The following is an 18531-nucleotide window of genomic DNA, read 5'->3' on the forward strand; positions in this document are numbered from 1 at the left end:
GGCTCTCTTCGCGACGACCTTTCTCACCTGAGTGGGGACCGCCGACGAGGTGGCTTTTTCTCCCGGCGGTCTCTCCTCTGGGTATGGAGTACTTCGAGGAGCTCACGGTCGGGCACACGGAGTCGTTCGGTCGCTACGAGGTCACCGAAGACGAGATCGTCTCGTTCGCCGAGCAGTACGATCCACAGCCGTTTCACACCGACGCCGACGCGGCCCGAGAGTCGATGTTCGGGGGGCTCGTCGCGAGCGGGTGGCACACTGCCGCGATGACGATGCGACTGCTCGTCGACGAGTACATCGCGTCGTCCCGCGCGCTCGGTGCGGCCGGCGTCGACGAACTCCGCTGGCGAAATCCGGTCGAGCCGGGCGACGTTCTGACCGTCGAGACGGAGATCGTCGAGACCGAACCGTGGGACGAGAGCCGCGGCCTCGTTCACGTCGCGATCGAAACCACGAACGACGACGGAGCGCCCGTCCAGACGATGACTGCCCTGGTCCTCTGGGAGCGAAAGGAAGCGTAAGCTGGCGGCGACTGGGCATCGATCGCCGTCACCGTCGAGCAGCGAGAAGCGCCGCATCCACCCTCACGGGACGGCGATCGACCGTGCGACAGCGACGAGCGGAGGCTCACTCGACTGCGAGTCGGTCCCGGGCAGACTCGGGACTCCGATCGACCAGCTGCTGTCCGCGTGCGGTCAATCGATACAGCGGCTCCTCCGAGACCCGTTCGAGCACGTCGTTGGCCGCGAGCCGTTCGCAGTACCGCTCGAACTGTGCGTTGTCCATGCCGAGCTGGTACGCAATCACCGGCCCGTACTCCGGTCCCGTCCGTGAAAGCGTCGCGAGGATGTCGCCGTCGTTGGGTTCCATCCAGTCGACTCCTGGAGTAGTCATCTGTCGTTACCGTCTAACCATGTGTATCGGTACCACATAACACTGTCGGTGGCTCGGGCCGCGACTCGGCGGCGACTCCTGGACGCGTCACGGGCGGACAGAAAGGGATCGATGACCGTTCGCGGGCGAGACTGGCCGGCTACTCGCAGATCGCCGTCGCCGCGTACACCGTGCCGTCGTCGGTGACCGTGACGCCGACGGCCAGCAACTCGACGCCCCTGTTGATCAGCGACGGTCGGTAGGTCGACGAGTCGAACCAGTTCTCGACGAGCGTCGTCGCGACCTGTGATTCGTTCCCGTTGAACCGACGCTGTCCGTCTTCCTGGTAGGGCTGCCCCGCAACTGTGCTTCCGATGGCCTGGAAGCTGTTGCTCGGTCGGATGATGTCGCCGGTCTCGGGGTCCTGATACTGACAGCGACCGTACAGGCCCGCGTTTTCGTACCGGTCGGAGCTACTGTTGCCACCGGCCGAGAACGTCACACTCCGCTCCTGGGCCATCGCCTGGCTGTGCGATCGGACCATTGTCTGGAGCCGCTGCCAGGTGGTGGTGTCGTTCCTGAACGTTTCGAGTTCCCGTTCCGTGCGCTTCTCGTTGATGGTTGCGAGTACCTCTCGCTCGATCGCTTCGCTGTCGAACTCGCGGGCGGGGACCGTCGTCTGGACCGGCGTCGCGGTCGCGGTCGCCGTCTCCGTCGATTCGACGGCCGTCGCCGTCTCGTTGGAGGCTGTCGCTGTCGACGTCGTGGCGTCACCGCCACCCCCCGTGGCGGAGCCGTCACTGGCGTCGGTATCGGGGACCGCTGTCGCGTCGCCGCCACCGAGTTGCGTCCCGATCAACACCCCGACGCCGAGCGACGTCAGGACGATGAGGACGAGAATCCCCACGATGGCTTTGTTGACCATAGCGTCCGACGCTTGCAGGTCGCCCCATGTAAGTCTATATCCCTCGACGGCTAACGTGTCGGCCGGCATCTGTCTCGACCGACCGCACGGTCGCCGCCACGTCGTCGACCCCGCTCGTAGTGGCTCGCTCGCGGAGTCGTTCGTAGCGACGCCGCTGGTCCCTGCCAGCGCGGTCGCGCTCGTCGAGAGATCGCTCCTCGACGACGACGGTCCGCCCCGCCTCTGTGGCGAGATCGAGCAGTCCCCCGTCCGGCGTCAGCGTGAGGTCGGCGAGCACCGTCACGTCGGATTCGTCGATCCGCTCGCCCGCCGCTGCGAGCGTCGACCCGTCCAGCGCCGACATCGGCGGGACGGTCTCGGTCGGCACGTCCAGTCGCTCGCTCACGCCGAGCAGTTCGTCTCCCTCCGGTACCGGGCCCGCGGTGACAGCGAAGCCGGCAGCGTGGAGGCGCGCGACGACTGTCGCACCGACGTGCCCGCCACCCAGCACGTGGACGGACCGCTCCTCCTCGCCGGTGTCCGACAGCGGTGTCACCGTCGGCGTGCCGGTGACCGGGTTTCGCGTGACGACACTCTCCATGTCGAAACTCGTCGCCAGTGCGTCTGCCGTGAGCACGTCGGCCGGCTCGCCCGACGCGACGACCTCGCCGTCCGCGAGCATGACCAGGCGGTCGCAAAAGCGTGCGGCGGCCTCCAGATCGTGGATCGCTCCCAGCACGGCGCGACCGCTCTCTACGAGTTCGCGCACGAGCGAGAGCGTCCGTGTCGCGTGGTTCACGTCGAGACTGGCCGTCGGCTCGTCGAGGACGAGCGCCGGTGCCTCCTGAGCGATCGCACGAGCGACGAAGACGCGCTGGCGCTCGCCCCCGCTGAGCGTGCTGATCCGCCGGTCGCGAAACGACGCGGTCGACGTGCGTTCGAGCGCGCGCTCGACGGCGTCGTCGCCGTCACCGTCGGAACCGAAACGCGAGCGATGTGGGGTCCGCCCCATCGCGACGACGTCCGCGACGCTGAACGCGAACCGCGTTCCGGTGTCCTGGGGGACCGTCGCGACGCGGCGGCTCCCGGCCCGCGAGGAGAGGTCGTCCATCCGATCCCCGTCGACGAGGACCCGCCCTGCGTCGGGATCGATCGCGCCGTTGACCGTGCGCAACAGCGTCGTCTTGCCCGCGCCGTTCGGACCGACGAGTCCGACGAACTCGCCGGCCGGAACTCGCAGTGACACGTCACGCAATATCTCCGTGCCCCCCAGCGACACGTCGACGGATTCGACTTCGATCATACGGTGTGGACCTCCCGTCGCCGGAGCAAGTACAGGAAGAAGGGCGCGCCGATTGCGGCGGTGACGATCCCGACCGGCACTTCAACCGCGCCGCTGCGTGCGAGCGTGTCGGCGGCGACGAGAAACGACGCGCCAGCGAGCGCGCTGGTCGGCAGGAGAATCCGGTGGTCGGGGCCGACCAGCAGGCGCATCACGTGGGGGACGACGAGCCCGACGAAGCCGATGACGCCCGTGACCGCGACGGCGGCCGCGGTGACGACACTCGCCAGCGCGAGCAAGATTCGCTTGGTTCGCTCGACTTCGATCCCCAGCGCGTGGGCGTCGGCCTCGCCCATCAGCAGGACGTTCAGATCGTGGGCGTAGGCGTAGAGGACGCCGACGGCGAGCACGGCCACGGGCAGCGTCGCCTCGACCTCCGCCCAGGTGCTGTTGTGGAGGTGGCCCATCAGCCAGAAGACCGCCTCGCGGAGGCTCTCGCCCGACTGGACGAGCATGTAGGAGATGACTGCACCGAGGAACGTCTGGACGGCGACGCCGGCAAGCAGGAGCGTCGCGACCGGCGTCTCGCCGTTCTGGGTCGCGATCGCGTAGACGCCGAAGGCGGCCAGCAACGCGCCGGCAAACGCCATCACGGGAAGCGGGAGGGCGACGGCGAAGACGATCGCGGCGACCGCGCCGACGGCCGCGCCAGACGAGACGCCGATGATCGACGGGTCCGCCAGCGGGTTCCGGAAGAACCCCTGCATGACGGTGCCGGCAGCCGCCAGCGCGAAGCCGACGACGGCACCGAGGACGATCCGTGGCAGGCGGATCTGGCGCACGATCGTCTCGCTTGTCTCTGGCACGTCGAAGGCGAAGGGGTAACGGTACTCGGCCGACGGGACGGGCAGCGAGAACTCGACGCCGAACAGTCTGGTGTGCTCGCTCTCCAGGGCGAGGCCGACCGGGACGCCGACGGCGTTGGTCGCCGCCTTCGCGACCGTCGGCAGGTCGATCGAGACCGGCCCGATCGTCGCACTCGTCAGTACCGTCGCCAGCAAGATCGCGGACAGCAGCGAGAAGACGAGCCAGTGACGGGACGACACGCTTCCAACCACAGTTGGGATAGACAAGAACTTATTGTGTTCGTCCGGACCGACAACACGATGAGACGACTCAGTGCGATGGCGCTCGCGGCAGTGCTCGTGATCGCTGGCGTCGCCGTCCCGGTGACGGCGGCCACGGGCGACGTACAGAGCGACGGCTGTGAGTTCCCTTACTCGACGACCGACGCGACAGGCACGGAGGTGCGCGTAGACGAAGTACCCGACCGCGTCGTCGCGCTCCAGCCCAGTGACGCCCAGACGATGTGGGAGATCGGCGCGCGCGACCAGGTCGTCGGCATGCCCCAGAACGCCAACACGGCGTACCTGAACGACACCGGGAACCGAACGGACGTGACCAACGACGACGGGACGACCGACGTGGAGGCCGTCGTCGGGGCGAACCCGGACCTCGTGCTGGCGGCCAACGCGACTCGCAGCGACACCGTCCAGCAGCTCCGGAACACGGGGCTGACGGTGTATCACTTCCCGCTGGCGACCGATCTGGACGACATCGCGAACAACACCGAGACCGTCGGTCGGCTCACCGGCAACTGCGAGGGCGCGACCGACACCGTCGCGGAGATGGACGAACGCGTCGAGGCCGTCCGAGAGGCGGTCTCGGATCGCGACCGACCGCGCGTCCTCTACTACTTCTACCAGTACACCACGGGCAACGAGACGCACATCCACGACCTGATCGAGACCGCGGGCGGCCAGAACGTCGCCGCGGACGCAGGTCTCTCCGGCTACCAGCCGATCAACGCCGAGGTCGTCGCGGACAGCGACCCCCAGTGGCTCGTCTACCCGTCTGACGCTTCCCAGCCGACCGGTGCGCCGTACAACGAGACGACCGCCGTCCAGCGAGAACAGGTGCTCTCCGTCGACGCCAACTACGTGAGCCAGCCGGCTCCCCGCGTCGTCCTCGCGCTGGAGGCGATGGCAGAGGCGTTCCATCCGACAGCCTTCGAGGCAGCGACCGCAAGCGAGACGCCAGAGACGGCCACGACGACCGAGCCGACAGAGAGCGCGACGCCCGACACTGTTACCGAGAGCGTCACTCCCGACACCGTTACCGAGAGTGGGACGCCCGATGTCGTCACGGAGCGTGGCACCGGGACGACCGACGGGAGCGGCCCTGGCTTCGGTCTCGTCGGCACGGCCCTGGCGCTCGTCGCGACGCTCGCACTCGGCGTCCGTCGGAAAGGCTCATAAGGCCCACGCGGCCACTGCACGTATGGTCGAGAACGTCATCTGGCCGGCCGCGCTCGACGCGGCGCTGTCCCGCAACGAGGGCCGGCGTGTCTCGCGCGAACAGGCCGTCACCGAGCCGACGGTCGACGAGATCGCGAAGGCCGTCCAGCAGGTCGGTTACGACGCCGTCATCGAACGCGAGAAGACGTATCCCCGCGAGTCCGAACCGCGGGGGCGCGTCCTCGTGAAAGACGCCGACGACGCGACCAAGAGCGACTTGCTGGGTGCCGTCGCGGCGTACCTGCAGGCCCTGCGGGCATGAAACGCGTCGGCGAGGTCGTCCGGATCGCACAGGGACTGGCGATCGTCCGCACGGGCGACGACGACTATCCCGGGTTCGGCACGGAGGTCGTGACCGAGGACCTCACGACTGCCGGCTCGGTGGTCGACGTGTTCGGCCCCGTCGAGAACCCGTACGTCGCCGTCACGCCCGACGACGAGGTTCGGCTCCCGACGCTGGTCGGCCAGCGGCTGTACGCCCGGTAGGCTCCGAAATCCTCATACCTGCGGCGACGGAGTCCCGAGCATGGAAGAGCGAAAGCGCGTCGTTCTGGGGCTCGGGATCGTCGTCGCGATCTTCCTGTTCGTCCAGCTGGCCGCCCTGGCCCTCGTCGAACCGTTCGACCAGGTGTACGAACCGGTCGAGAACCCCCAGGACCCGACGAACACGATCTACTACGTCGTCGCCATCCTCGTCGCCACCGGCGTGATGCTCGCGGCGTTCAAGCTCGGCGTCGACGAACTGATCCGGCTGCTGGTGGTCGGCTCCGGTGCCTGGCTCTCGCTGTACGTCTTCAGCGTCCTCGTCCCGCCCGCACCGCTGGTGTTGGGGATCAACGCGATCGCACTCGTCGGCGCGGTCGCCATCGGCGTCGGCCTGTACGTCTATCCGGAGTGGTACGTCATCGACACCGCCGGGGCGCTGATGGGGGCTGCGGGGGCCGGACTGTTCGGCATCAGCTTCGGCGTCTTGCCGGCGTTGCTCCTGTTGACCGTGCTCGCGGTCTACGACGCGATCAGCGTCTACGGTACCGAACACATGCTGACGCTGGCAAACGGCGTCATGGACCTGAAGGTCCCCGTCGTCCTCGTCATTCCGCTGACGCTGTCGTACTCCTTCCTCGACAGCGACACGCCCGACGCGACGGCCCAGACGGGTGCTCAAGACGACGCCAGCGACGACACGGCGGCTACGCCCGTCGCCGACGGCGACGGCGGCGTCGCTGTCGACGCTGACGCCGACGACTCCGAGGAAGGGGTCGCCGAGGAGAGCCCGCTCGAACGCGACGCCCTGTTCATCGGTCTGGGCGACGTGGTGATCCCGACCGTGCTCGTTGCGAGTGCCGCCCACTTCGCGAGCGAGGGGACGCCGGAAGTGCTGTCGATCCCGCTGCCGGCCCTGACCGCGATGGTCGGCTCGTTCGTCGGGCTCGCCGTGCTCATGCGCATGGTGCTGAAAGGGCGAGCCCACGCCGGCCTCCCGCTGCTCAACGGCGGGACCATCGGCGGGTACCTCGTCGGCGCACTCCTCAGTGGCCTGACGCTGATCGACGCGCTCGGGCTCGCACCGTACGTCTAGCGTCCGGTCAACGCTTCGCTGGCCGGGGCGAACTCGATCTCCTCGCCGAGCCCGCGCTCGCGCGCTCGCTCCAACAGCATCTGTGCGGCCGCGACCGTCTCGATGGCCGTCCCGCCGCTGTCGAACAGCGTGATCTCGTCCTCGCTGGTTCGGCCTCGCGCCGTGCCGGCGACGATCTCGCCCAGTTCGGCGTGGACGTGGTCCTCGTCGACGACGCCCTCCTCGACGGCGTGGATGAACGCACCGGCGTCGTTCGTGACCCGATCCCGGAGGTCCGTGACGTACGTCGCCCGCTCGATCGTCGTCGCGTCGACCTCGCGCTTCTCGGGGTGGTACTGGCCCATCGCCGTCACGTGCGTTCCCGGTTCGAGCTCAGAGCCGTCGAACACCGGCTCGCTGGCGTTCGTGGCGGTCACGACGATGTCTGCGCCTTCGATGGCGGCAGACGGCGACGCGACGGCCGCGACGGTCGCGTCGAGTTGCTCGTTCATCTCGGCGGCGAACGACATCCGGCTGTCGGCGGTCGGCGAGTACACCTCGACTCGCTCCAGTTCTCTGACCGCGGCGGCGGCCTTCAGTTGTGCGCGCGCCTGTGCCCCGCTCCCGAACAGCGCGAGGTCGTCGGCACGCGGGGGAGCGAGTTCGTCGACCGCGACGCCGCCGGTCGCGCCGGTCTTGAAGGGGTTCAGCGACGCGCCGTCGAACACCGCCAGCGGGTCGCCACTTTCGGCGTCGAACAGGGGCAACACGAAGTGAGCGTCCTGTCCGCCGAATCCGGCGGCGTAGGTGTAGCCACCCATCGCGCCCACCGTCGGCAAGATCGCCGTGTACCCCGTCAGCATTCCGGCCGGTGAGTCGGCGTACAGCGTCGTTCTGGGCCGTGCCGGCGCACCGTGGCCCCGGTCGCGGTAGCCGTCGCGAACGGCTTCGACGTACTCTGGCATCGTCGCGAGTCCGTCGATCTCGTCACTCGTCAGGAACAGCGTCGGTTCGTCGGAAGCGGACATACGACCCCCTTCGAGGCGAGGGGGTAAGAAAACGTCGTGGCGACGGGGACCTAGTCTGCGATCTGTGCCGACTCCGATCCGCTCGCGGTTGCCGGCGGCGAGTCGACCGGCGCACGGACGAACATCGCGTGTCCGATCAGGCCGACCGCGACGACAGACGCCATCGGAATCGCCGTGGTCAACGGGATGCCACCGATCACGAGCGTGCCGGAGATGCCTACGAGCGCGACCGGAATGAGACCGAGTACAAGATCGTAGTATCCCGTCATGAATGTAATTATTAGTAGGATGAATACACGTATAAGCGTTTCGCATAATTACTCTGTTATCGTCTCTATAGGCATTCGATACTCCCTCTGTCGCCACTGCAAATACAATCTATAACTTATGGATAGCTATTCGACCGAGGATGTGTGTCTCAGGCCCCAAAACGTCGAAATGTGGTAATCGATGAGACGACGGCCGCCACTCGTAGCGTCCTCGTCTCGACCCGGCGCTAGCAGGTGTGACCAACGCCGTCGCCGTGGCACAGATCAACCACTGCCTAGCGAGATATCCACGCTGATAATCGGAACATAGCCACTAGACACGATCGTACGGTGAATTATCTGACGTGATAACTAGGGGGTCGCGCTTAAGGGATCCCGCCTGCAACCGGAGAGCGGAGGGACAGAGGCACACCCTACTGCTCCCCCTCGATACCTATGAGCACGAATGCCACGGACGACGTGACGGACGCCACGACCGACGAGCAGACTCGGCGATACGCCGAACTCACGATCGGTGACGACGAGTTCGTGATCTACGACCGGGAGAACCACCAGGCGTGGATCCAGTCGACGGTGGCGCTCGACGTAGGCACGCTCCAGTAGACGGGTCGCGTGGCACACAGTCCCTCCGGGACGGGGCACTCACCACGGGCACGACACCGCTGTACGCGTCCCCGCCGAAACGACGGGACCAGCCGATCGCCGGCCACAGACCGTTTCGATCGGGGACGATTCTCCACACACTCACCGTCTCGTGACGCACACTGCCGAGCGACCGCTGTGTCGTCGCTCGGCGCTACGGCGTGGCGACGACCGTGACAGCCGGCGGTATCAGAGCACTACCGACGCGATGGCACGCCACACGAGCAACAGGACTCCCCCGACGATCGCCGAGACGATCGCGAACGTAATCGCGGCGTTACCGGGGAAGACCGCCGTCGCCCGAAGCAACTGGGCGACGACGACTGCCACGATCCACGCCGGCACGATCAGCGAGACCGCCCGCCCCGGTGACCTGATCGCGTCTCGCGTGTAGAGCCCGCCACCGAGGGTGACGACGGCGAGCCCGATCAGGAACGGCGCGAGCGTCCCCGCGACGCGACCGGGCTGTGCGATCGGGTCGACGCCGTGGGTGATCTCGCCGATGCCGACGAAGATCGTCACCGCCAGCACGTCTCCCAGCGCGAGCAGGACCATCGATAGTTCCGGATCGACGCGCCGGCCGACCGACGAGGAGACTGACATACCTCCGTCTCGGAGTTCCATCGTCTTTGTTCTCCCGTTTCGTCACGCCGTCGAGCAAATGCCAGCGACGACGTAGCCGAACCCGTCTTCGACGATCACCGGCTCCAGCCCCGCGTCGGCCATCCGTCGGTGGAGTTGCTGGGGCGTGTCGAAGCGAGAGGCGAAGCCGACCAGGTGTTCTGCCGCGACCAGCCCTCGCCCCCTGATCGTCGACGGGTCGAAGTCTGCCACCACGAGGACTCCACCCGGTGCGAGCACGCGCCCGGCCTCGCGGATCGCACCGTTTCGGTCCGGGAGGTGGTGCAGCGCGTCGACGATGGTCACTGCGTCGGCGCTGTCGTCTGCGAGTGGCAGCGTCGCCGCGTCGCCCTGGACGGTCGCCAGCCCGTGGCGCGTGGCCTGCCGGAGCATCCCACGCGCGGCGTCGACGACGAGTCGATCGCCGGCCGAGACCGCTCTGAGTCCGCGACCGCTGCCGCCGGCTACGTCGACGACGCGGTCCACGTCTCTGTCGGCCTCGGCGAGTCCGGCCGCGAGCGCACCCGCGTCCGCCGACGGCAGCAGGCGGTCGTACGCCCAGGCGAACCGATCGAAGACCGCGGCATCGCCGTGCATACCGGCCCGTCTCGGCCCAGACGCTTGACCGTGTCGTCGAACGTGACCGTGCGTTCGATCCTCGCCGTTCTCAAATATGTATCATATAATGTATTTTAGGGACGAAGGTATTTGATTGGGACACGTATGGGCGAATATGCGCCCGAGCACTACGACGACAGAGAGAGAATTGTACGAATGTTTCGACTGTGGCCAGCGCCAGCAGTCGACGACCGACCGAACCTGCGAGGAGTGTGGCGGCACGCTCCGGAACATCCACCGTTCGCGGGACCTGTAGCCGCCCCGGACCGCCGGACTCTTTCGCTTCCCCGCCGAGGTGTCGGTATGGAGTTCGTCCTGCTGGGGTGGCCGCCGGACGGCCCGACGCTCGAACTGGACTACCGGACGTTCAGCTACGCGGGCAAGTTCGTCATGTCCGCCACCGGCAAGACCGTCGCACGCGAGGACGGCGAGATCGTCGCTGCGGTCGCGTTCAACGAGGACCGCACCGACGAGACGACCCTCTGGCTGCGCTACGTCACGGTCCGCGAGGATCGCCGCGGCGAGGGGATCGGCCCCAGACTGCTCTCGTTTACGCGCGCTCGGGCCGCCGACCGCGGGTACGCCTCGCTTCGGATCGCCGTCAACAACCCATTCGCCTACGAGGCCGGCTACCGCGCGGGCTTTGCCTACACCGGCGAGACGACCGGCATCGCCGAACTCGTGCTCGCGTGGCCCGGCGACCGGTCGCCAGCGCGCTACCGGGCCGGTCTCGAACGCTACCGCGAACGCGACCTCAGTCCCGAAGAAGTCGCCTTTCTCGACGACCGTCGCGGTGCCGATCCACCGGCGACGGTCGCCGTCCCGGCATCTGGCGGTTCCTGACCGCTCGCGAGACACCGACACGCTCTCGTGTCGCCGTTCTGGGCCGGTCGGACCACGAGCGTTCGTCAGTCGACCGGATCCGACTCGAAGACTCGCGTCTCGCAGTCCTCACAGGAGACGGCGGCCACTTCGTGGGTCGTACAACAGGACTCGACGGTGTCGGTGCCGAAGGCGAGATCGCCGCCACACGAGGGACACGTCGTCAGGAAGAGCCTGAGACCGTTGAGCAGCTGGCCCCGGTGCGTGACGGGGACGCTCGCCCAGTCGTCGAGCCACTCGCCCAGTACCTCCGCCGCGGCGATGTCGGCGACGAAAGCCCCGCGGGACTCCCAGGTACCGACGTACTGGCCGTCGACGCGGGCACGAAACGCCGAGCCGTGCTCTTCGACGGTCACTTCCTCGGCCGTGGTGTCGAGCAGCGCCGGCAGGCGTTCCCGCCCCACGTCCGCGTCTCGAATCCGCTCGATCGCCTCGTTCCACTCGGTCTGGAACGGGTCGGTGAGACAGAGGTCCTCGCCGCCCCGGCACGGTTCGAGCGCGCCGGCCTCCATCAGGTACGTTTCGAGGTCGATCTCCGCCGGCTCTTCGGTCTCCTCTCTGACGGCGGGATCGGCCGCCGACTTCGCGACCCTCGAGGCGGCCCCGGCCGGTTCCTTCCCGAACAGCGCCAGCAGCCAGGGCGGGAAGTACCGCTTGGTCAACGCCGGCGTTCCCGGTACGAGATACCCCTTGAAGTAGATACTCACGGCCGAGAGCAGGAGGACGACGCCCGCGCCAGCGACGCCGACGGCCGTCGTCGCCCAAGTTGCCCCAACCGCGGCGATACCCCCACTCAGCAGGATCCCGATGACGCTGTTGACCAGCGTACACGGCAGACACCGGTTCGAGCCGGTGTACTCCGGGTCCTGGTAGCGACGCAGTGTGTCTGTCGCCATACGATTCGTTACCGATCCGGACGATAATAAATCCCGCGTGGGGCCGGCGACGCCGACCACCACCATTCAAACCCCGCTCGCACTTACGTCGGTGCGATGGGAAACGCAGACCTACGATCGCTGGCGTCGCTCGAAGACGTTCCCTTCGAGGAGCTGAGTGACAGCGTCGTCGCCGTCGACGCCCACAACTGGCTCTACCGGTATCTGACGACCACGGTCCGGTTCACCAGCGACGAGAAGTACACCACCAGCGATGGGACGGAGGTGGCGAACCTGATCGGCGTCGTCCAGGGACTCCCGAAGTTCTTCGAACACGACCTGACGCCGGTCTTCGTCTTCGACGGCGGCGTCACGGAACTCAAAGACGACGAGGTCGAGCAACGGCGCGAGGCCCGGGAAAAGCGCGAGGAAAAACTCGAAGCCGCCAGAGAGCGCGGCGACACGACCGAGATCGCCCGACTCGACTCCCAGACCCAGCGCCTGACCGACACGATCCTGACGACGACCCGCCAACTCCTCCGGACCCTCGACGTACCGGTCGTCGACGCGCCCGCAGAGGGCGAGGCCCAGGCCGCCCACATGGCCCGTCAGGACGCCGTCGACTACGTCGGTACCGAAGACTACGACGCGCTCTTGCTCGGTGCGCCGCTGACGCTGCGCCAGCTCACCAGCAGCGGCGACCCGGAGCTGATGGATTTCCAGGCGACGCTGGACCACCACGGAATCACCTGGGAGCAACTGGTCGACGCCGCGATCCTGATGGGGACAGACTTCAACCCCGGCATCGACGGCATCGGGCCGAAGACGGCCATCAAACTCGTCAAAGAACACGGCGACCTCTGGGGCGCACTCGACGCCCGCGACGCACACGTCGAACACGGCGACCGCATCCGCGCGATGTTCCTCGACCCGACCGTCACTGACGACTACGAACTCGATCTGGCGGTGAACCCCGACCTCGACGCCGCCCGCGAGTACGTCACCGGCGAGTGGGAAGTCGACGCCGACGAGGTCGCGCGCGCTTTCGAGCGCATCGAGGAGAGCGTCGTCCAGACCGGGCTGGACAACTGGACGTAGTGCTGCCCTCTCTCGGGTCGCGGACTACGCAGCGCGAACTGACGCGGAAAACGTGGTCTCGGGTGTCACGCTGTCGTCGCGCCTCCAGACGACGGCAGTACGGTACTCGTCTGGATGGGACCGTCTGCTCACCGATGTGATTCGATCTTGACGACGGGATTGCCGCTCGTGTCTGCGATGATCGTCGCGGTCGTCGTGTCTGCCTCGAACTGGAGCGTCATCTTGAGATGGTTCGCCTGAAACAGCCCGTCCAGTGCGTCTGCGTTGATGTCGTCGCTGATGATCCACTGCTGTTCGAGGACGTCTTCGTCGTGAGCCTCTGCAACGGCCGTGACGACGGCCGTGCTCAGCGGTTCGCCGTCGTCTGGCTCGTAGTAGAACTCTTTCGTATCCCCCATAGATAATATATAATATGCTGACAGAAGTGCATTGTTGCCAGTTGGTATGATATTTGCCACCAGCGTCTGTGGCCCGGTGCTGTATCCCAGCAATTCCCTATCGAGCGGCCCACGTCGCTGTACAGTTCTGGCAGACAGAAACCGGCGTCTCGCCGTTTTCTCCCAGTTCTGCTCGCACGTCGCCGCTACCACACTCGGGACACTCGACGAGGGACTCGTGTCCGCACGCTGGACACACCAACACTGTCTCCCCGTCTCGCACCCTCGGCTCCGTCCGGTCGTTGCCACACGAGCGACACGCCACCGGAACGCGGAGGGCGTCGGTGTCTCGCGGTGCGCCGATAGCCAGTACAGCCGCGGTCGCGTCCCCATCGTTCTTGCCCGACTGGAACTCTCCGGATGCGAATCGGACGGCTTCCCCCGTTCGGAGCGTGGACTCGCCGTCGAGCGTCTCGAAGGTCATCGTCCCGTCGAGACAGACGAAAATCTCCGCCTGATCGTCGTGAGCGTGGAGACCAGCCAGTCGCTCACCTGGCGGCACTCGGTAGTGGTTGAGCGCGATGTCGCTCGCACCCAGTGCGTCCGCGAGTCTGTTGCGAGACAGTGCCGCCAGTGGACGGTCTCCGTCGTCGGATGCCAGCGTGACGTGGTTCATCGGTCCAGTCGTTTACCGTCGAAACTTCGATTGGGTCTTCGCGGTCTGTTCGGTGACGTTCGTGTCGCGTCGTCGCCCGACCCCATAATCCCGGCGACTGTGTCACAGAGCCGAGACGATCCGTCGACCGAAGCGGTGGGTTTTACGACGACCGGGGCGAGGTTCCACGTGTCATGAGCGACGAGTTCCGGACCGAACGCGACAGCCTCGGAGAGATGCAGGTGCCGGCCGACGCGTACTGGGGCGCACAGACCCAGCGCGCGGTCGAGAACTTCCCGATCTCGGAGGAGACCTTCGGTCGACGCTTCGTCCGAGCGCTGGGCATCGTCAAGAAAGCCGCCGCACAGGCCAACGAGGACCTGGGGACGGTCGACGCCGAGACCGCGGGCTACATCGTCGAGGCCGCCGACGAAGTGATCGCGGGCGAGCACGACGATCAGTTCCCCGTCGACGTGTTCCAGACGGGATCGGGAACGTCCTCGAACATGAACGCCAACGAGGTCATCGCCAACCGCGCGACCGAGCTCTCGGGCGGCGAGATCGGGACGCGAGCGATCCACCCCAACGACCACGTCAACTACGGGCAGTCCAGCAACGACGTGATCCCGACGGCGATGCACGTCGCCGCCCTCGAAGCCGTCGAGAAAGACGTACTGCCCGCGCTGTCGACTCTCCGTGACGCTCTGGCGGACAAAGAGTCGGCGTTCGACGACGTGGTCAAGACCGGCCGCACCCACCTTCAGGACGCGACGCCGATCACGCTGGGCCAGGAGTTCTCCGGCTATCGCGCCCAGGTCGAGAAGGGTATCACCCGCGTCAAGCACACGCGCGACCACCTCTCGGAGCTGGCGCTTGGGGGCACCGCCGTCGGCACCGGCCTGAACACCCACCCCGAGTTCCCCGCCAGCGCCGCCGAGTACATCAGCGAGGAGACGGGGATCGACTTCCGGGAGGCCGACAACCACTTCGAGGCCCAGGCGGCCCACGACGCCATGAGCGAGGCCCACGGCGCGCTCCGGACCGTCGCCGGCAGCCTCAACAAGATCGCCAACGACCTCCGCCTGCTCGCCTCCGGCCCGCGCAACGGCCTCGGCGAGATCGACCAGCCCGAGAACCAGCCCGGCTCGTCGATCATGCCCGGCAAGATCAACCCCGTCGTCGCCGAGGCGGTCAACCAGGTCCACAAGCAGGTCGTCGGCAACGACGCCGCCATCTCTGCCGGCGCTGCCGAGGGCCAGATCGACCTCAATCTCTACAAGCCGGTCCTGGCCAACAACTTCCTCCAGTCGGCGCGTCTCATCGCCAACGGCAGCGAGGTCTTCGCCGAGAAGTTCGTCGCCAAACTCGAAGCCGACCGCGAGCACTGCGCCGAGCGGGTCCAGCAGTCGATGGCGCTGGCGACGGCGCTCAACCCGGCGATCGGCTACGACAAGGCCAGCAAGGTCGCAAAGCAGGCCCTCGAAGAAGACAAGACCGTCAAGGAAGTCGTCGTCGAGGAGGGGTACCTCTCGGAGTCCGAGGCCGACGAGGTGCTCGATCCGGCGAAGATGACGGAGCGAGTGATTCTTGGACAAGAGTAGCCAGCGAGGCGTTTGATCGCCGGCAAACCACCATTCGTCCGTCTCAGTCCTCGCCCGCTCGGACCCACGCCGGCTTCTCGACGGTCGTCGTGCCGAGCCGTTCGTACGCGAACGAGTAGCGGACGAACTCGCCCCAGTCGCTGTTGCCCCGCCAGTACCGCACCGAGAGCGACCGCACGAGTCCGTCGTGTCTGATCACCGCGCTGACCGAGACGTTCCGGATCGGGCGCTCGGTGACGAAGGTTCGCTGTTCGCCGCGTAGTTCGTAGTGGCGCTCGCCGTCGTCGCGGCGGACGCTGACGGTCGCGTTGTCGATGGTCAGGAACCGCTCGATGGCGACCGTCGCCTCCCGGTCGAGTCTGGGACGCGGGGCCGTCGCGCCGAGTTTGCGCTGTCGGGTCTCGCCGTCCAGTTCGGTGTAGCGGACGTACCGGCCGTCGGGGTCCTGGAACTCGGAGTAGTTGTCGAAGTAGCGAGCCCGACTCTCGTCCCAGACGACGCGCTCGTTCGTCAAGTAAGCGTACGTCGACTCGTTGGCGACCCGGACGACCTGTCGCGTGTCGAGGGTCTCGTTGACCGTCTCGTGACTCGTCGCCCGCTCCGTCGTGAGGGTGTAGGACTGGTCGGCCGTCGCGCGCTGGTGTGCGGCGGTGAGTTCGTCTACGTCTACGACGCCGTTCCCGGTGACGCCCGGCGGGAGTGTCCCGGTCTCGGTCGTGGCGTCGGCCGGCTCCGGAACCGGGGCCGGCGTGAGCGTCTCGGTGCCGCCGTCCGAGGTCGCGATGCCGCCACAGCCCGCCAGAAGTACCGCCGTGAGAACGGCGACGAGCCTGCGGTCCATACCCGTATCACGGGCTCGACGATCAAAAGTGACACCCACCACCCGGCGGCCGCTCGGTCCCGGACCGGGCGACAACGGTGCGTTTTTTGCGGGTGGGGCTCGGACCGCCCACTAATGACTGAGTACGACTACGAGGAACTCGGACTGGTGGCCGGTCTGGAGATCCACCAGCAACTCGACACGGCGACGAAACTGTTCTGTCAGTGTCCGACTCGGGTTCGCGAACCCGAGGAGTCGACGCGATCGCTGACTCGTTATCTCCACCCGACCAAGAGCGAACTCGGCGAGATCGACGAGGCCGCGCTCGAAGAGAGCATGGTCGACCGGGAGTTCGAGTATCTGGCCTACGACACGACCTGTCTCGTCGAGGAAGACGACGAGCCGCCACACCGCGTCGACCGCGAGGCGATGGACGTGGCCCTGGAGATCGCCCAGCTACTGGACATGAACGTCGCGGATCAGGTCCACGTGATGCGCAAGATCGTCATCGACGGCTCGAACACCTCGGGGTTCCAGCGCTCGATGCTGGTCGCCAACGACGGCGAGATCTCGACCAGCGAGGGGCCGGTTGGGATCGAGGACATGCTGCTCGAAGAGGAGTCGGCCCAGCGCGTCGAGGAGACCGACGCTGGCGTGCGCTTCTCGCTCGATCGACTGGGGATCCCGCTGGTCGAGATCGGCACCAAGCCCGACATCCGATCGCCGGCCCAGGCCCGTGAGGCGGCCGAGCAAATCGGTATGCTGTTGCGCTCGACCGGACAGGTCAAGCGCGGACTGGGGACGATCCGCCAGGACGTGAACGTCTCGATCGCCGACGGGGCCCGGATCGAACTAAAGGGCGTCCAGAGCCTCGACGACATCGACGACATCGTCCGCAACGAGGTCCGCCGCCAGGTCGAACTGCTCGACATCAGGGACGAACTGAACGAACGCGGAGCGGGCGTCGGCGAGCCCCGCGACGTGACCGATCTCTTCGAAGAGACGGACTCGGGGGTCATCGCTGGCGCACTGGACGATGGCGGCGTCGTGCAAGCCGTCCCGCTGTACGGCTTCGACGGCCTGGTCGGCCGCGAGATCCAGCCGGACCGTCGGCTCGGGACGGAGCTCTCCGACCACGCCAAGCGCCACGGAGCCGGTGGCATCTTCCACACCGACGAACTGCCGGCCTACGGCGTCACCGACGAGGAGGTCGACGCACTGCGCGAGGCCGTCGACGCCGACCCGGAAGACGCCGTCGCCATCGTCGCCGACGACCCCGAGACCGCACAACTGGCCATCGACGCCGCGGCCGAGCGCGCCGAGACTGCCCTCGACCGGGTGCCCGAGGAGACCCGGGACGCCAACGACGACGCCACGTCTCGGTACCTCCGTCCGCTCCCGGGCGCGGCGCGGATGTACCCCGAGACGGACGTGCCGCCGGTGACCCCCGACGAGAGCGAGGTCGAGACGCCGGAGCTGCTGACCGAGAAGGTCGACCGCTACCAGTCCGAGTTCGGCCTCGACGCCGGGCTGGCCGAGCAGGTCGCGTACGGCCAGCGCTGGCGGCTGTTCGAGGACGCCGTCGACCGGGGCGTGGACGCGACCCTCGCCGCACAGACGCTGGAGTCGACGGTGACGGAACTGCGCCGGGACGACGTGCCCGTCGCGCACCTCACCGACGACCACTTCCGGGCGACGCTGGAGCTGGTCGCCGACGGCGAACTGGCCAAAGAGGGCGTTCCGGAACTGTTGACGGCTCTGGCAGCGGACCCCGGCATGGACGCGGCCGAGGCCGCCGAGGCGGCCGGGCTGGGCAGTGCCGGCGAGGACGAGGTCCGAGAGGCCGTCTCGACGGTCGTCGAGCGCCACGCCGAGCAGGTGGCCGAGGAAGGTATGGGCGCGTTCTCGGCGCTGATGGGCGAGTGCATGGGAGAACTCCGCGGGAAAGCCGACGGCGACGTGGTCAGTGACGTGCTGCGAGAAGAGATCCAGAAGCGGGCGTAAACCAGCGTATTCCGCGGCTTAGCAGCGGTTCGCCCGGTACCTTGACCGTGGGTTTTGTATACACTGG

At 67.2% G+C, this 18531-nt stretch carries 23 protein-coding genes; 11 read left to right on the top strand and 12 right to left on the bottom strand.

The window, feature by feature from the left end; genetic code table 11:
• Positions 1-83: 83 nt before the first annotated feature.
• On the top strand, positions 84-521 hold the full coding sequence (locus ACAH01_RS06585; RefSeq protein ID WP_170094813.1) for a MaoC family dehydratase: 438 nt from the start codon (positions 84-86) through the stop codon (positions 519-521).
• A 106-nt stretch (positions 522-627) separates the two neighbouring features.
• Here ACAH01_RS06585 and ACAH01_RS06590 read toward each other — a convergent pair whose 3' ends face one another.
• From ACAH01_RS06590 to btuC, 4 genes are all read right to left on the bottom strand, one after another.
• Complete coding sequence (locus tag ACAH01_RS06590) at positions 628-894, bottom strand: hypothetical protein (protein WP_244256725.1); 267 nt, start codon at positions 892-894, stop codon at positions 628-630.
• Between the two features lie 139 nt (positions 895-1033).
• Positions 1034-1798: a CAP domain-containing protein gene (locus ACAH01_RS06595; RefSeq protein WP_372480629.1), complete on the bottom strand. Its 765-nt coding sequence runs from the start codon at positions 1796-1798 to the stop codon at positions 1034-1036.
• Positions 1799-1832: 34 nt separating this feature from the next.
• The gene (locus tag ACAH01_RS06600; protein WP_372480630.1) at positions 1833-3080 is read right to left on the bottom strand and encodes an ATP-binding cassette domain-containing protein; all 1248 of its coding nucleotides are present in this window, start codon (positions 3078-3080) and stop codon (positions 1833-1835) included.
• On the bottom strand, positions 3077-4165 hold the full coding sequence (gene btuC / locus ACAH01_RS06605) for a vitamin B12 ABC transporter permease BtuC (RefSeq protein ID WP_372480631.1): 1089 nt from the start codon (positions 4163-4165) through the stop codon (positions 3077-3079). The genes ACAH01_RS06600 and btuC overlap by 4 nt, the downstream gene beginning before the upstream one ends.
• Before the next feature lie 60 nt (positions 4166-4225).
• Between btuC and ACAH01_RS06610 the strand changes: the two genes are divergently transcribed.
• From ACAH01_RS06610 to ACAH01_RS06625, 4 genes are read left to right on the top strand one after another with little or no spacing between them, the layout of a single operon-like run.
• On the top strand, positions 4226-5377 hold the full coding sequence (locus tag ACAH01_RS06610) for a PGF-CTERM-anchored ABC transporter substrate-binding protein (protein WP_372480632.1): 1152 nt from the start codon (positions 4226-4228) through the stop codon (positions 5375-5377).
• A gap of 22 nt (positions 5378-5399) precedes the next feature.
• Complete coding sequence (srp19, locus tag ACAH01_RS06615) at positions 5400-5678, top strand: signal recognition particle subunit SRP19 (protein ID WP_170094803.1); 279 nt, start codon at positions 5400-5402, stop codon at positions 5676-5678.
• Positions 5675-5902 carry an H/ACA ribonucleoprotein complex subunit GAR1 gene (locus ACAH01_RS06620; protein ID WP_170094801.1) on the top strand — a complete coding sequence of 76 codons (228 nt, stop codon included), beginning with the start codon at positions 5675-5677 and terminating at the stop codon, positions 5900-5902. The genes srp19 and ACAH01_RS06620 overlap by 4 nt, the downstream gene beginning before the upstream one ends.
• Positions 5903-5942: 40 nt before the next feature.
• A complete protein-coding gene (locus ACAH01_RS06625) occupies positions 5943-6995 on the top strand; it encodes a presenilin family intramembrane aspartyl protease PSH (RefSeq protein WP_170094799.1) in 1053 nt (350 codons plus the stop codon).
• Here ACAH01_RS06625 and ACAH01_RS06630 read toward each other — a convergent pair.
• On the bottom strand, positions 6992-8002 hold the full coding sequence (locus ACAH01_RS06630; protein ID WP_170094798.1) for an ornithine cyclodeaminase family protein: 1011 nt from the start codon (positions 8000-8002) through the stop codon (positions 6992-6994). The two genes, ACAH01_RS06625 and ACAH01_RS06630, sit on opposite strands and share 4 nt — an antisense overlap.
• 50 nt (positions 8003-8052) lie before the next feature.
• Positions 8053-8271: a hypothetical protein gene (locus ACAH01_RS06635; RefSeq protein ID WP_372480633.1), complete on the bottom strand. Its 219-nt coding sequence runs from the start codon at positions 8269-8271 to the stop codon at positions 8053-8055.
• Between the two features lie 435 nt (positions 8272-8706).
• On the opposite strand from ACAH01_RS06635, the gene ACAH01_RS06640 reads away from it, so the two are divergent.
• The gene (locus tag ACAH01_RS06640) at positions 8707-8874 is read left to right on the top strand and encodes a hypothetical protein (RefSeq protein WP_015763732.1); all 168 of its coding nucleotides are present in this window, start codon (positions 8707-8709) and stop codon (positions 8872-8874) included.
• A 228-nt stretch (positions 8875-9102) separates the two neighbouring features.
• On the opposite strand, the gene ACAH01_RS06645 is transcribed toward ACAH01_RS06640, so the two are convergent.
• Positions 9103-9516: a DUF3054 domain-containing protein gene (locus tag ACAH01_RS06645; RefSeq protein WP_240936975.1), complete on the bottom strand. Its 414-nt coding sequence runs from the start codon at positions 9514-9516 to the stop codon at positions 9103-9105.
• A 42-nt stretch (positions 9517-9558) separates the two neighbouring features.
• On the bottom strand, positions 9559-10131 hold the full coding sequence (locus ACAH01_RS06650) for a methyltransferase domain-containing protein (protein ID WP_372480634.1): 573 nt from the start codon (positions 10129-10131) through the stop codon (positions 9559-9561).
• A gap of 136 nt (positions 10132-10267) precedes the next feature.
• On the opposite strand from ACAH01_RS06650, the gene ACAH01_RS06655 reads away from it, so the two are divergent.
• A complete protein-coding gene (locus tag ACAH01_RS06655; RefSeq protein WP_372480635.1) occupies positions 10268-10408 on the top strand; it encodes a rubrerythrin-like domain-containing protein in 141 nt (46 codons plus the stop codon).
• 47 nt (positions 10409-10455) lie between these two features.
• Positions 10456-10995, top strand: a complete 540-nt coding sequence (locus ACAH01_RS06660; protein ID WP_372480636.1) for a GNAT family N-acetyltransferase — start codon at positions 10456-10458, stop codon at positions 10993-10995.
• A gap of 65 nt (positions 10996-11060) precedes the next feature.
• Here ACAH01_RS06660 and ACAH01_RS06665 read toward each other — a convergent pair whose 3' ends face one another.
• Positions 11061-11930, bottom strand: coding sequence for a hypothetical protein (locus ACAH01_RS06665; RefSeq protein WP_372480637.1), 870 nt, complete (start codon positions 11928-11930; stop codon positions 11061-11063).
• A gap of 96 nt (positions 11931-12026) precedes the next feature.
• On the opposite strand from ACAH01_RS06665, the gene fen reads away from it, so the two are divergent.
• A complete protein-coding gene (gene fen / locus ACAH01_RS06670) occupies positions 12027-13007 on the top strand; it encodes a flap endonuclease-1 (RefSeq protein ID WP_372480638.1) in 981 nt (326 codons plus the stop codon).
• A gap of 128 nt (positions 13008-13135) precedes the next feature.
• Here the strand turns inward: fen and ACAH01_RS06675 are convergent, their stop codons facing one another.
• Together ACAH01_RS06675 and ACAH01_RS06680 are read right to left on the bottom strand one after the other, a co-directional pair.
• Positions 13136-13405 (bottom strand): HalOD1 output domain-containing protein, encoded by a 270-nt coding sequence (locus ACAH01_RS06675; protein WP_372480639.1) that lies wholly within the window; start codon positions 13403-13405, stop codon positions 13136-13138.
• Between the two features lie 97 nt (positions 13406-13502).
• Entirely contained in the window at positions 13503-14060 is a 558-nt protein-coding gene (locus tag ACAH01_RS06680; protein ID WP_372480640.1) for a cupin domain-containing protein, read from the bottom strand.
• A gap of 173 nt (positions 14061-14233) precedes the next feature.
• Between ACAH01_RS06680 and ACAH01_RS06685 the strand changes: the two genes are divergently transcribed.
• The gene (locus ACAH01_RS06685) at positions 14234-15640 is read left to right on the top strand and encodes a class II fumarate hydratase (protein WP_372480641.1); all 1407 of its coding nucleotides are present in this window, start codon (positions 14234-14236) and stop codon (positions 15638-15640) included.
• A 43-nt stretch (positions 15641-15683) separates the two neighbouring features.
• Here the strand turns inward: ACAH01_RS06685 and ACAH01_RS06690 are convergent, their stop codons facing one another.
• Positions 15684-16481 carry a hypothetical protein gene (locus ACAH01_RS06690; protein ID WP_372480642.1) on the bottom strand — a complete coding sequence of 266 codons (798 nt, stop codon included), beginning with the start codon at positions 16479-16481 and terminating at the stop codon, positions 15684-15686.
• Positions 16482-16595: 114 nt separating this feature from the next.
• On the opposite strand from ACAH01_RS06690, the gene gatE reads away from it, so the two are divergent.
• Positions 16596-18464 (top strand): Glu-tRNA(Gln) amidotransferase subunit GatE, encoded by a 1869-nt coding sequence (gene gatE / locus ACAH01_RS06695; protein ID WP_170094778.1) that lies wholly within the window; start codon positions 16596-16598, stop codon positions 18462-18464.
• The last annotated feature ends 67 nt before the right edge of the window (positions 18465-18531 follow it).

Origin of the sequence: Halomicrobium sp. HM KBTZ05, from assembly GCF_041530035.1 — an archaeon.
Classification (GTDB): Archaea; Halobacteriota; Halobacteria; order Halobacteriales; family Haloarculaceae; genus Halomicrobium.

Coding starts and splice junctions, on each gene's coding strand:
- ACAH01_RS06590 (WP_244256725.1), bottom strand. CDS start 894: ATGACTACTCCAGGAGTCGACTGGATGGAACCCAACGACGGCGACATC.
- ACAH01_RS06645 (WP_240936975.1), bottom strand. CDS start 9,516: ATGTCAGTCTCCTCGTCGGTCGGCCGGCGCGTCGATCCGGAACTATCG.
- gatE (WP_170094778.1), top strand. CDS start 16,596: ATGACTGAGTACGACTACGAGGAACTCGGACTGGTGGCCGGTCTGGAG.
- srp19 (WP_170094803.1), top strand. CDS start 5,400: ATGGTCGAGAACGTCATCTGGCCGGCCGCGCTCGACGCGGCGCTGTCC.
- ACAH01_RS06680 (WP_372480640.1), bottom strand. CDS start 14,060: ATGAACCACGTCACGCTGGCATCCGACGACGGAGACCGTCCACTGGCG.
- ACAH01_RS06640 (WP_015763732.1), top strand. CDS start 8,707: ATGAGCACGAATGCCACGGACGACGTGACGGACGCCACGACCGACGAG.
- ACAH01_RS06675 (WP_372480639.1), bottom strand. CDS start 13,405: ATGGGGGATACGAAAGAGTTCTACTACGAGCCAGACGACGGCGAACCG.
- fen (WP_372480638.1), top strand. CDS start 12,027: ATGGGAAACGCAGACCTACGATCGCTGGCGTCGCTCGAAGACGTTCCC.
- ACAH01_RS06655 (WP_372480635.1), top strand. CDS start 10,268: ATGCGCCCGAGCACTACGACGACAGAGAGAGAATTGTACGAATGTTTC.
- ACAH01_RS06665 (WP_372480637.1), bottom strand. CDS start 11,930: ATGGCGACAGACACACTGCGTCGCTACCAGGACCCGGAGTACACCGGC.
- ACAH01_RS06610 (WP_372480632.1), top strand. CDS start 4,226: ATGAGACGACTCAGTGCGATGGCGCTCGCGGCAGTGCTCGTGATCGCT.
- ACAH01_RS06625 (WP_170094799.1), top strand. CDS start 5,943: ATGGAAGAGCGAAAGCGCGTCGTTCTGGGGCTCGGGATCGTCGTCGCG.
- ACAH01_RS06635 (WP_372480633.1), bottom strand. CDS start 8,271: ATGACGGGATACTACGATCTTGTACTCGGTCTCATTCCGGTCGCGCTC.
- ACAH01_RS06620 (WP_170094801.1), top strand. CDS start 5,675: ATGAAACGCGTCGGCGAGGTCGTCCGGATCGCACAGGGACTGGCGATC.
- ACAH01_RS06585 (WP_170094813.1), top strand. CDS start 84: ATGGAGTACTTCGAGGAGCTCACGGTCGGGCACACGGAGTCGTTCGGT.
- ACAH01_RS06595 (WP_372480629.1), bottom strand. CDS start 1,798: ATGGTCAACAAAGCCATCGTGGGGATTCTCGTCCTCATCGTCCTGACG.
- ACAH01_RS06685 (WP_372480641.1), top strand. CDS start 14,234: ATGAGCGACGAGTTCCGGACCGAACGCGACAGCCTCGGAGAGATGCAG.
- ACAH01_RS06630 (WP_170094798.1), bottom strand. CDS start 8,002: ATGTCCGCTTCCGACGAACCGACGCTGTTCCTGACGAGTGACGAGATC.
- ACAH01_RS06660 (WP_372480636.1), top strand. CDS start 10,456: ATGGAGTTCGTCCTGCTGGGGTGGCCGCCGGACGGCCCGACGCTCGAA.
- ACAH01_RS06690 (WP_372480642.1), bottom strand. CDS start 16,481: ATGGACCGCAGGCTCGTCGCCGTTCTCACGGCGGTACTTCTGGCGGGC.
- ACAH01_RS06650 (WP_372480634.1), bottom strand. CDS start 10,131: ATGCACGGCGATGCCGCGGTCTTCGATCGGTTCGCCTGGGCGTACGAC.
- ACAH01_RS06600 (WP_372480630.1), bottom strand. CDS start 3,080: ATGATCGAAGTCGAATCCGTCGACGTGTCGCTGGGGGGCACGGAGATA.